The following is a 10,891-nucleotide window of genomic DNA, read 5'->3' on the forward strand; positions in this document are numbered from 1 at the left end:
GCGTGGTGCCGGATGCGCGTCGCCGGGGCGGCCGGATGGTGCGGGGGGTGCGGGCGTGCGGGGGGTGCGGGCGTGCGGGGGTGCTCGGTCAGGAGCCTTCAGGGCTGGGTCAGTTGCGCCAGGTGTCGTTCAGGGTCAGCCCGCCCGAGGTGGCGCTGGGCACGGTGGCCGTACGGTTGGCGCCGCTCTCCCAGGTCACGGCGCCGGCCGCGTCCTTGCGGAGGTACTTGTAGGCGAAGGACGTACCGGCGGGCAGCGGCACCTGGAGCTTCCACACCGGGTAGGCGGCCGGGTCCAGCTTGAGCGCCGCCCCGGTGTTCCAGTTGCCGAGTTCCGCGCGGTCACCGGTGACGTAGATGTTCTGGCCCGGCTGCGTCGTCGCGTTGACGCCGAACGTCACCCCGGACTGACCGGCCGGCGGATTGCCGCCCCCGCCGCAGGTGCGGGCCCCGGCGTGCAGGGCGAGCGCCGTATTGGCACCGAGGGTCGCCGTGAACTGTCCGGAGCCGTTGACGGTCACACCGTTGCCGCTCTGGACGTCGCAGTAGTCACCGGCGGGCAGTGACGTCTGGAAGGTGCGGGCGAGCGAGGAGCCGGTGTGGTTGATGGCGACGTACGCCTTGGAGCCGCGCCCGAAGGCGATCTGGTCGCCGCCGTTGTCCCACCAGTCGGTGACCGCCTGGCCGCGCGCGGTGTTGCGGAAGCCGACCATGGAGGAGATCTCGCGCCAGTCGTGCTGGCACTTCCAGCCGCCCGTGTAACAGGCGGTCACGGTACCGCCGTTGGGAGGTCCGGCGTCGTGGTCGCTGAACTCGTATCCGGAGTGCACGTCGGGAGAGCCGTACGGGTAGGCCAGCATGAAGACATTGGCCAGCGTGTAGGTCGCGCCGTTCTTGTAGTTGAGGGTGTCGCCGCCGCGCTCGGTGTCGTGGTTGTCCACGAAGACGGCGGACTTGCCGCTCGCCATGAAGCCCCAGCCCTCGCCGAAGTTCCTCAGATTGGCCAGATTCTCGTTCAGGAAGACCTGCTTGAGGCTTCGGCCGTAGCGGAATTCCTGTACGTCTCCGGTGCCGAGGTACTCGGCGGGCGACACGGCCTCGCCGCCGCCGTAGATGGCTTCCTGCTTCCAGTACACGCCTGGATTGCTCAGCCTGGACTTGATGTTCGCGAGGTCGGCGGCCGGCATGTGCTTGGCGGCGTCGATCCGGAAGCCGTCGACGCCGAGCGAGAGCAGGTCGTTGAGGTAGGTGGCTATTCGGCCGCGTACGTAGTCCTCACCGGTGTCCAGGTCGGCGAGGCCGACGAGTTCGCAGTTCTGGACGTTGCCGCGGTCGCCGTAGTTGTTGATCTGCGAGCGGCAGTCGTCCATGTCGGCGCCCGAATAGATGCCGGGGTAGTCGTACTTGGTGTACGCCGTGCCGCCGGTGCCGGTGCCGTTGCCCGCCGACATGTGGTTGATGACGGAGTCGGCGACGACCTTCACCCCGGCGGCGTGACAGGTGTTGACCATGGACTGGAAGGCCGCGCGGTCGCCGAGCCGGCCGGCGATCTTGTAGCTGACGGGCTGGTACGAGGTCCACCACTGGCCGCCCTGGATGTGCTCCTGGGGCGGGGACACCTGGACGTAGCCGAATCCGTCGGGGCCGAGGCTGTCGGTACAGGCCTTGGCCACCGAGTCGAACCGCCACTCGAACAGGACGGCGGTGACGTCCTTCTCACCGGGCGGCGCCGCCTGGGCGGGACTGCCGGGTGCGACGAGGGCCGCCGCGCCTGCCACGAGGGCGAGCGCGAGGGCGGGAGCTCTGCGGGCCATGTTTTTCCTCCTGCGTGGGGGGAGGTGCGAAAGGACGGGAGAGACCTCGCATGGCAACGCGCCCTGCCCTCAAGGCTCCTGAAGCTGCTGAATGTTCTTGCTGCAAGAAAGCAAAAGCTTGTCGCGAACCAGACCGTACGAGCCCGCTCCGCCCCGGTCAACCCTCTGGACACCACTGGGTAACACCGGGGAAATATCGGAATCGTTGCGGTGCAAGAGCTTCCGCAAGAGATTGCGGAGCGGTACGTTCACGGTGACTCCGGTCCGGCCGGACGGGAGGCCCGGCAACCCCGGGCCCCACGCGCCCGGCCGGCCGGGCCGGTCACCCGTCCCCGCCCGCGACGGGCCGTCAGGCCACCCGGGCGCCCGCCGTCGACCCGCGTACCACCAGCTCCGGCTGGAACACATACTCCGTACGCTGCACGGGACTTCCGCCGATCTCCTCCAGCAGCGCGCTCACCGCCGCCCCCGCCATCGCCTGGACGGGCTGACGCACCGTCGTGAGCGGCGGGTCGGTGAAGGCGATCAGCTGCGAGTCGTCGAAGCCCACCACCGACACGTCGTGCGGGACCCGCAGGCCCCGCTCGCGGGCGGCCCGCACGACGCCGAGCGCCATCATGTCGCTGCCGCAGACGATGCCCGTACAGCCCCGGTCGAGCAGTGCGCCGGCCGCCACCTGGCCGCCCTCCACGCTGAACAGCGTGCAGCACACCCACTCCTCGGCGTCCTCGCGCGAGAGCCCCAGCGAGGCGGCCAGCGCGTCGACGAAGCCCTCGCGCTTGCGCGCGGAGGGCACGTACCGCAGCGGCCCCGTCGCCAGTCCGATCCGCCGGTGGCCCAGATCGGCCAGATGCCCGACGGCGATCCGCATGGCCGCCCGGTCGTCGAGGGACACGAACGGCGCGCTGACGCGGTCGTTGCAGCCGTTGATCATGACGAACGGCACCCCTCGGTCGATGAGCGCGGTGTAGCGCGAGGGGTCCGCCGAGGTGTCCGCGTGCAGCCCGGACAGGAAGACGATGCCGCCGACGCCGCGCTCCACGAGCTGCTCGACCAGCTCGTCCTCCGTTGCCCCGCCCGGCAGTTGGGTGCAGAGCACGGGGGTGTAGCCGTGCCCGGCCAGGACCTGCTCGACGGCCTGGGCGAACGCCGGGAAGATCGGGTTGATCAGCTCCGGGGTGACCAGACCGATCAGCCCGGCGCTGCGCTGCCGCAGCCGTACGGGACGCTCGTACCCGAGGATGTCGAGCGCGGCGAGCACCCGTTGGCGGGTGCTGTCGGCGACGCCGGGCTTGCCGTTGAGCACCCGGCTCACCGTCGCCTCGCTGACCGCCGCCTGTCCCGCGATGTCCGAGAGCCGTGGCGCGCCCGCCCCGGACTTGGGCAGGGGCAGTGTCACACCGTCCACCACACCGTGGTGTCGGCGGGCAGTTCGGCCTCGGGGCCGTCCACGGTGAAGGGACCGCTGGCCAGCAGCAGACTGCCGCGCACCGGGATACGGACGGGCGAGCCGGTGGTGTTGACGGTGCAGAGGAAGCCGGGGCGGGCGAAGACGAGCACGCCGTCCGGCGCGTCCTGCCAGTCGACCGACGCCCCGGCGCCGAGCCCCGGGTGCGCGCGCCGGGCGGCGATGGCCGCCCGGTACAGCTCCAGGCTGGAGCCCGCCACCCCGGTCTGCGCCTCGACGCTCAGCGCGCCCCAGCCGGCCGGCTGCGGCAGCCAGCTGCCGCCGGTGCCGAAGCCGTACGAGGAACCGTCCCGGGTCCATGGGATCGGCACCCGGCAGCCGTCCCGGAAGCCGTCCTGCCCGGCCGCGCGGAAGTACGAGGGGTCCTGCCTGGCCTCGTCGGGGAGGTCGGTGACGTCGGGCAGTCCCAGTTCCTCGCCCTGGTAGAGATAGGCGGAGCCGGGCAGGGCGAGCATCAGCAGCGTCGCGGCGCGGGCCCGGCGCAGACCGAGTTCGCGGTCGCCGGCCTCGCGCAGCTGGGTGCCGAGGGCGACGGGGTGGGCGAAGCGGGTGGTGTGCCGGGTGACGTCGTGGTTGGAGAGCACCCAGGTGGTGGGGGCGCCGACGGGACGCATCGCGGCGAGCGAGGTGTCGATGACGTCGCGGAGCGCGGCGGCGTCCCAGAAGGTGCTCAGATACTGGAAGTTGAACGCCTGGTGCATCTCGTCGGGGCGCACGTAGTTGGCGGTGCGCTCCACGGTGGGCGTCCAGGCCTCGGCCACGGCGATCCGGTCGCCCGGGTACTCGTCGAGGATGGTGCGCCAGCTGCGGTAGATCTCGTGCACGCCGTCCTGGTCGAAGAACGGCATGACGTCGTTGCCGAGCAGCTTGAGCTGGCTGTCGCCGCCTGCGGTGCCGATGTCGGGGAGTCCCGGGGCCTTGACGAGCCCGTGGGCGACATCCACGCGGAAGCCGTCGACGCCCATGTCGAGCCAGAACCGCAGGATGGAGCGGAACTCGTCGGCGACGGCCGGGTGGTCCCAGTTGAAGTCGGGCTGCTCGGGCGCGAAGAGGTGCAGATACCACTCGCCGGGTGTGCCGTCCGGGTCGGTGGTCCTGGTCCAGGCGGGGCCGCCGAAGATGGACTCCCAGTCGTTGGGCGGCAGTTCGCCGGCCGCGCCCTTGCCGGGGCGGAAGTGGTAGCGCTCGCGCAGCGGGGAGCCGGGGCCGTCCTTCAGAGCGCGGCGGAACCAGTCGTACTGGTCGGAGGAGTGGTTGGGCACCACGTCGACGATGACGCGCAGGTCCAGCTCGTGCGCGTCGCGGATCAGCGCGTCCGCGTCGAGGAGGGAGCCGAACATGGGGTCGATGGCGCGGTAGTCGGCGACGTCGTAGCCCGCGTCGGCCTGCGGCGAGGCGTAGAAGGGGCTGAGCCAGACGGCGTCGACACCCAGCGCGCGCAGGTACGGCAGCCGGCTCCGTACGCCTTCGAGGTCGCCCATGCCGTCGCCGTTGGCGTCGGCGAAGCTGCGTGGATAGACCTGGTAGATCACCGCGTCCTGCCACCAGCCGGAGCGGTGGCCCGGGGCGTCGTCGGACGTGCCGGTGGAGGGGGCAGCGAGGTGCTGGGTCATGTCGTCCCTGGGGGGTCTGGGGTGGAGCGGCGCCGGCGGCCGGTGGGCCGCGCGGCGCCGCTGTCACTGTCGCTGTCGTAACGGGTGGTGCGGGTCGGGCCGACGGTGCGTCAGCCCTTCACGGCGCCGGCGGAGACACCGGTCACCAGATGGCGCTGCGCGAACAGGAAGACGATCGCCGCGGGTATCGCGATGAGCACGGACGCCGCCGTCATCGGGCCCCATTGCGCGCCGTACTGGTTGACGAACTTCTGGAGGCCGCCCGCGAGCGTGAGGTTCTCGTCGCCGACCATGAAGGCGGAGGCGTACGCCACCTCGCCCCAGGCGGTGACGAAGGAGTAGAACGCGGTCACCGCGAGCCCCGGCTTGGCGAGCGGGAGGATCAGCCGCCAGAAGGTGCCGAACGGGGTCAGCCCGTCGACCATGCCCGACTCGTCGATCTCGCGCGGGATGGTGTCGAAGAAGCCCTTCATCATCCAGGCGCAGAACGGCACGGCGATCGTGAGGTACGTGATCACCAGTCCGGCGGCCTGGTTGAGCAGACCGAGGTCCGACATGATGTTGTACAGCGGCACGATGAGCACCGCCATCGGGAACATCTGCGTGATCAGCAGGGTCCACATCAGTCCGCGTTTGCCGGGGAAGCGGAAGCGGCTGACGGCGTAGCCGGTGGTGGCGGCGGTGAACACGCCGAGCACGGTGGTGAGTCCGGCGATCAGCAGCGAGTTGCCGAACCAGGTGAGGAACGGCGTGTCCCGCAGCAGGTTGGTGTAGTTGGCGAGCGTCGGGTCCTTGAAGAAGTCGGTCGTCGTCGCGTACGCGGCGGGCTTCAGCGACGTCAGCAGCACCCACAGCACGGGGAAGACGGCGATGACGGACGCCACGACCAGGGTGGCGTGCAGGGCGACGGAGGCGGCCCTGGAGCGTTCGCCCCGGCGCCGCACCTTCGCGGCCGGCGCCTTCGACGTGCTCGTCTGCGTACCGGTCACGGCGGTCACCAGGTATCTCCCTGCTTGCGGAGGACTCGTTGGTAGACCACGGCGAAGATCATCAGCAGGACGAGGATCAGCACGCCCCAGGTGGACGACTGGGCGTAGTCGCGTGGGCTGATCTCGAAGGAGAACTTGTACGCCTGGGTCACCAGGATCTGGGTGGCCTCACCGGGACCGCCTCTGGTCAGCAGGAAGATCACCGGGAACATGTTGAACGTCCAGATGGTGCTGAGCAGGACGACGGTCGTGCTGACGGACCGCAGACCCGGCATGGTGATGTGCCGGAAGCGCTGCCAGGGTCCCGCGCCGTCCATCTCGGCGGCCTCGTACATCTCCCCCGGGATGGACTGGAGTCCGCCGAGGAGCGCCACGAGCATGAAGGGCACACCGAGCCAGATGTTCACGGCGATGACCGAGAACTTGGCCCAGGTGGGATCGTTCAGCCACGGCACCGCGTCGATGCCGCCGCCCGCGAGCAGCTTGTTGAGGAAGCCGCGGTCCTCGTTGTAGAGGAAGCGCCAGGCGAAGACGGAGACGAAGCCCGGTACGGCCCACGGCAGGATGAGCATCATGCGGTACGCGGCGCGGCCCGCGATACGGCGGTTGAGAATGTTCGCCAGGCCCAGGCCCAGGGCGAAGGTCAGACCGACGCAGGAGATCGTCCAGACGAGCGTCCAGCCCAGCGTGGACAGGAACTGACCGCCCGTCAGGGCGTCGGCGTAGTTGTCCAGCCCGACGAACTCGTAGGTGGCGGGCAGGTGGTTGACGCCGATGTTCCGCTCGACGTTACGTTCGTTGGCGTCGGTCAGCGACAGATAGATGCCGCGGACCAGCGGGTATCCGACGATCACGCCGATCACGGCCACCACGGGGGCGACCATGGCCCAGGCGTACCAGTGGGTGGAGAGCGAACGCCGCAGCCCGCCGGGGGGTTTGCCAGTGCCGCGGCTCCGGCCGCGGGCGACATTCGGGTCACCCGCGGCCTTCACCACCGACTGGCCGGTGTGGACAGCCATCAGCCGGCCTGCCTTCCTTCCTTCTCCGCCGTCCTACTTCCAGCCCTTGAGCAGCTTGCGGTAGGAGTCGCCGGTCGCCCCGACACCCTTCTCGGGGGTCGTCTGGCCGGTGAGGACCTTGGTGTACTCGGTCACCAGCGGGGCGAACAGGCTGCCGGTCTCCGGGATCCAGGGGCGCTCGATGGCCTTGTCGACGACGGGCTTGAAGAAGCCGACGATCTCGTTCTTGGCGACCTCCGGCTGCGAGTAGACCGAGGTACGGGTCGGCAGCAGGTTCAGCTCGGTGGTGATCTTCGCCTGGGACTCGGCGGACGACATGTACTCGACGAACGCGTAGGAGGCGTCCAGGTTCTTGGAGCCCGCGTACACGGCGAGGTTGTGGCCGCCCTGGGGCGCGCCCTGGCCGGCCGATCCCGCGGGCACCGGGGCGACGCCCAGGTTGGCCTTGTCCTTGAACTGCGGTCCGGCGTAGGTGTCGGCGATCGCCCACGGGCCGTTGATCATCATGGCGACGTCGCCGCCCTTGAAGGCGGCCTGCATGTTCTCCCAGCCGTCGGTGGCGTCGGTCTTGGCGGCGCCCGAGTCGACCAGGTCCTTCACGACCTCCATGGCCTTGACGCCGGCCGGGCTGTCGACGGTGACGGTCTTGCCCTTGGCGTCGACCAGGTCGCCGCCCTCGCCGTAGAGGAAGGACAGGAACCAGTACGCGTCGTCGCCGCGCAGGTACATCCCGGTCTTGCCGGTCTTGTCCTTGATGGTCTTGGAGACGGTCTTCAACTCGTCGATGGTCTTCGGGACTTCGACCCCGGCGTCCTTGAACAGCTTCTTGTTGTAGAAGATGCCGAGGGAGTCGATGACCTGCGGGACGGCGTACGTCTTGCCGTCGTACTTGGTGGAGGCGGCGGCCTGCGGGACGAAGTCCTTCTCGTCCTTCAGCGCGGCCGTGCCGTCCAGCGGCGCGAGATAGCCGAGGTCGGCGAACTCCGGTGTCCAGGCGACCTCGGAGCGGATCACGTCGGGCGCGCCGGAGCCGGAGCCGGCGGCGTTCTTGAACTTGTTCTGCGCCTCGCCGAACGGCACATTGACGTACTTGACGTCGACGCCCTTGTGCTTGGCCTCGAAGTCCTCGGCGAGCTTCTTGAAGACCTTGTCCTCGCTGCCCACGGTGGAGGTGTCCCACCAGGTGACCGTGCCCGTCAGCTCTCCCGAGCCGGACTTGCCGCCGGTCTCCTCGTCGCCGCCGCAGGCGGTCGCCGCGAGCGCCAGTGTCGCGGCCAGGGCGGTGGCCGTTATGCCACGTCGCATCCGAACTCCTTCAACTGCCGTACCGCTCCGTCGCGGCGCCGGGTCGACGTGAAGGTAACAAGGATGAAAGACGGCCGAAAGAGCTTGCGGAAGATTTCTGCAAGCGACCCTGATCGTTACATTCGCGTGTCCGCACAGTTGCCGCAAGGGTTCTTGACGGGGGGCGCGTGGGCTGGCAAGTACGGTACGTGGCGGCCGATACCCCTCGGTGAACGCTTGGCACGCTCCGGCGCCGCCTCCTCGCAAGGTCTTGCAAGATTTTGCTACGAGCGGGTTTGCAAGGTGCCGCAAGGGAGCGCGTCCGGACCGCCCCGTCGCCGCCCGTGGCTGATTCGGGCACATGGTGGGCAATCCGGCACCCGCCCGGTACAGTCCACTGACATGACCGCACGGCTAGCCGATATCGCAGCCCAGGCGGGGGTCAGCGAAGCGACGGTCAGCCGCGTACTGAACGGCAAGCCGGGTGTTGCCACGGCCACCCGCGAATCCGTACTCGCCGCACTCGACGTCCTCGGCTACGAACGCCCCGTACGGCTGCGCAGGCGCAGTGCCGGCCTCGTCGGACTGATCACGCCCGAGCTGGAGAATCCCATCTTCCCGGCGCTCGCCCAGGTCATCGGCCAGGCACTGACGCGCCAGGGCTACACGCCCGTCCTCGCCACCCAGACCCCCGGCGGCTCCACCGAGGACGAGCTGACGGAGATGCTGGTCGACCGCGGCGTCTCCGGCATCATCTTCGTCTCCGGACTGCACGCCGACACCTCGGCCGACATGCAGCGCTACGAGCAACTGCGCGCCCAGGGTGTGCCGTTCGTCCTCGTGGACGGCTTCTCGCCGAAGGTGCGCGCCCCCTTCATCTCGCCCGACGACCGGGCGGCGATGCGGCTGGCCGTGACCCATCTCGTCTCGCTCGGGCACCGCAGGATCGGTCTCGCGGTGGGACCCAAGCGGTTCGTGCCCGTCCTGCGGAAGATCGAGGGCTTCCGCGCCACCGTGCGCGAACAGCTGGAGCTGTCACCCGAGGAGACGGAGGAGCTGATCCAGCACTCCCTCTACACCCTGGAGGGCGGGCAGGCGGCGACGACGGCGCTCATCGGACGCGGCTGTACGGCGGTGGTGTGCGCGAGCGACATGATGGCGCTGGGCGCGATCCGCGCCGCCAGACAGCTCGGCAAGGACGTGCCGCGCGATGTGTCCGTCGTCGGTTTCGACGATTCGCCGCTCATAGCGTTCACCGATCCACCGCTGACCACGATCCGCAAGCCGGTGCCGTCGATGGGCCAGGCCGCGGTCCGCACCCTGCTGGAGGAGATCGGCGGTACGCCCGCTCCGCACAGCGAGTTCGTCTTCATGCCGGAGCTGGTGGTACGCGGCTCCACGGCCTCCGGTCCGGCGCCCGGCCCCCTGGGCGAAACCCCGGGAGAAATCGGCCGGAAGTAAGGGTCTCGGGGTCGTCCCCAAGGCGTAGCGCATGCGGTCAGGACCCACCCGAGGGATGATCGGTCGAGAGCGGAAATCTGGCAGACTCTCTCTCCATGGGTGAAACGACCGTGAAGATTCCGGAAGGCACGACGGCCACGCCGACACCCCCCTCGGGTGCGACGGCCGACGGGTCCGGCCCGGTGTCCCGCACCGGTCGGCTGCGCCGTATGCGGTCGCCCCGACGCCCTCGTATCTGGTTCGAAATCCTGCTGATCGCGGTGAGTTACTGGATCTACTCACTGGTCCGTAACGCGGTGCCCGAACAGAAGGCCGAGGCCCTGCGCAACGCGGACTGGATCTGGCACGCGGAGCGCACGCTGGGCCTCAACTTCGAGGAGGCCGTCAACCACGCCGTGAATTCGGTGACATGGCTGGTCGTCGCGATGAACTACTACTACGCGACGCTGCACTTCATCGTCACGATCGCGGTGCTGGTCTGGCTCTACCGCCGTCACCCGGGCCGTTACGCGGCCAGCAGGCTCATCCTCTTCGCCACCACCGCTGTGGCACTGCTCGGTTACTATCTGTATCCGCTCGCGCCGCCCCGGTTGATGCCGGGCGGCCATTTCATCGACACGGTGCAGGTCCACGAGACCTGGGGATCGATGGCGTCGGGCAACTTCAAGGCGGTGTCGAACCAGTACGCGGCGATGCCCTCGATGCACATCGGCTGGTCACTCTGGTGCGGGCTGACCATCTTCGCGCTGGCCAAGGCGCCCTGGGCGAAGATCCTGGGGCTGCTCTACCCGACGGCCACGCTGATCGTGATCGTGGCCACCGCGAACCACTTCTGGCTGGACGCGGTGGGCGGCATGGTCTGCCTCGCGTTCGGGTTCGCCGTCTCGTACGCCTGGTACGGCGCGCTGCCGCACCAGCTGCCCCGGTACATCAAGGACGACCGCCCACGGCGGCGGTGGCTGCGCCGCCCCGGTCTGTGGGGCAGGCGGGCCTCGCCCGAGCCCGAGCCGGCCGGACAGGCCGCGCGTAGCGGCCCCGCGGAACAGGCCGCCTCGACGCAGCAGGCCGCCCACGGCGCGCGGAGCGCGCCACCGGCCACCCGCGCCTCGCCGGCCACCAAGCCGGGTGCGTCGCCGAAGCCCGGCGCGCCGTCCGGCCGGAGCGCGCCGTCCGCCTCGCGGCACAGACCGTCCCCCCGGAACCGGCCGTCCTCCCAGACGGCTCCGTAGAACGACTCAGACGAC

Annotated in this window: 8 protein-coding genes; 2 read left to right on the forward strand and 6 right to left on the reverse strand. The window is 69.7% G+C overall.

Annotated elements, in window-relative coordinates:
* Window positions 1–109: 109 nt before the first annotated feature.
* The 6 genes from ACFYNU_RS27250 to ACFYNU_RS27275 form a co-directional block, all read right to left on the reverse strand.
* Complete coding sequence (locus ACFYNU_RS27250) at window positions 110–1,813, reverse strand: carbohydrate-binding module family 20 domain-containing protein (RefSeq protein WP_356594102.1); 1,704 nt, start codon at window positions 1,811–1,813, stop codon at window positions 110–112.
* A gap of 349 nt (window positions 1,814–2,162) precedes the next feature.
* Window positions 2,163–3,224 carry a LacI family DNA-binding transcriptional regulator gene (locus ACFYNU_RS27255; protein ID WP_356594104.1) on the reverse strand — a complete coding sequence of 354 codons (1,062 nt, stop codon included), beginning with the start codon at window positions 3,222–3,224 and terminating at the stop codon, window positions 2,163–2,165.
* Window positions 3,209–4,894, reverse strand: coding sequence for a glycoside hydrolase family 13 protein (locus tag ACFYNU_RS27260; protein ID WP_356594106.1), 1,686 nt, complete (start codon window positions 4,892–4,894; stop codon window positions 3,209–3,211). Before ACFYNU_RS27260 ends, ACFYNU_RS27255 begins: the two co-directional genes overlap by 16 nt.
* A 110-nt stretch (window positions 4,895–5,004) precedes the next feature.
* The gene (locus ACFYNU_RS27265) at window positions 5,005–5,883 is read right to left on the reverse strand and encodes a carbohydrate ABC transporter permease (protein WP_356594231.1); all 879 of its coding nucleotides are present in this window, start codon (window positions 5,881–5,883) and stop codon (window positions 5,005–5,007) included.
* A gap of 5 nt (window positions 5,884–5,888) precedes the next feature.
* The gene (locus ACFYNU_RS27270) at window positions 5,889–6,902 is read right to left on the reverse strand and encodes a sugar ABC transporter permease (RefSeq protein WP_356594108.1); all 1,014 of its coding nucleotides are present in this window, start codon (window positions 6,900–6,902) and stop codon (window positions 5,889–5,891) included.
* Between the two features lie 33 nt (window positions 6,903–6,935).
* On the reverse strand, window positions 6,936–8,207 hold the full coding sequence (locus ACFYNU_RS27275; protein ID WP_356594110.1) for an extracellular solute-binding protein: 1,272 nt from the start codon (window positions 8,205–8,207) through the stop codon (window positions 6,936–6,938).
* Between the two features lie 381 nt (window positions 8,208–8,588).
* On the opposite strand from ACFYNU_RS27275, the gene ACFYNU_RS27280 reads away from it, so the two are divergent.
* Complete coding sequence (locus ACFYNU_RS27280) at window positions 8,589–9,647, forward strand: LacI family DNA-binding transcriptional regulator (protein ID WP_356594112.1); 1,059 nt, start codon at window positions 8,589–8,591, stop codon at window positions 9,645–9,647.
* A 95-nt stretch (window positions 9,648–9,742) separates the two neighbouring features.
* Complete coding sequence (locus ACFYNU_RS27285) at window positions 9,743–10,876, forward strand: phosphatase PAP2 family protein (RefSeq protein ID WP_356594114.1); 1,134 nt, start codon at window positions 9,743–9,745, stop codon at window positions 10,874–10,876.
* Window positions 10,877–10,891: the final 15 nt, after the last annotated feature.

The organism is Streptomyces sp. NPDC006643 (genome assembly GCF_042870175.1).
Lineage (GTDB): Bacteria > Actinomycetota > Actinomycetes > Streptomycetales > Streptomycetaceae > Streptomyces.

Bases quoted from the DNA above. Each gene is read 5' to 3' on its own strand.
- ACFYNU_RS27250 (WP_356594102.1), bottom strand. From the start codon at position 1,813: ATGGCCCGCAGAGCTCCCGCCCTCGCGCTCGCCCTCGTGGCAGGCGCG.
- ACFYNU_RS27260 (WP_356594106.1), bottom strand. From the start codon at position 4,894: ATGACCCAGCACCTCGCTGCCCCCTCCACCGGCACGTCCGACGACGCC.
- ACFYNU_RS27270 (WP_356594108.1), bottom strand. From the start codon at position 6,902: ATGGCTGTCCACACCGGCCAGTCGGTGGTGAAGGCCGCGGGTGACCCG.
- ACFYNU_RS27275 (WP_356594110.1), bottom strand. From the start codon at position 8,207: ATGCGACGTGGCATAACGGCCACCGCCCTGGCCGCGACACTGGCGCTC.
- ACFYNU_RS27280 (WP_356594112.1), top strand. From the start codon at position 8,589: ATGACCGCACGGCTAGCCGATATCGCAGCCCAGGCGGGGGTCAGCGAA.
- ACFYNU_RS27285 (WP_356594114.1), top strand. From the start codon at position 9,743: ATGGGTGAAACGACCGTGAAGATTCCGGAAGGCACGACGGCCACGCCG.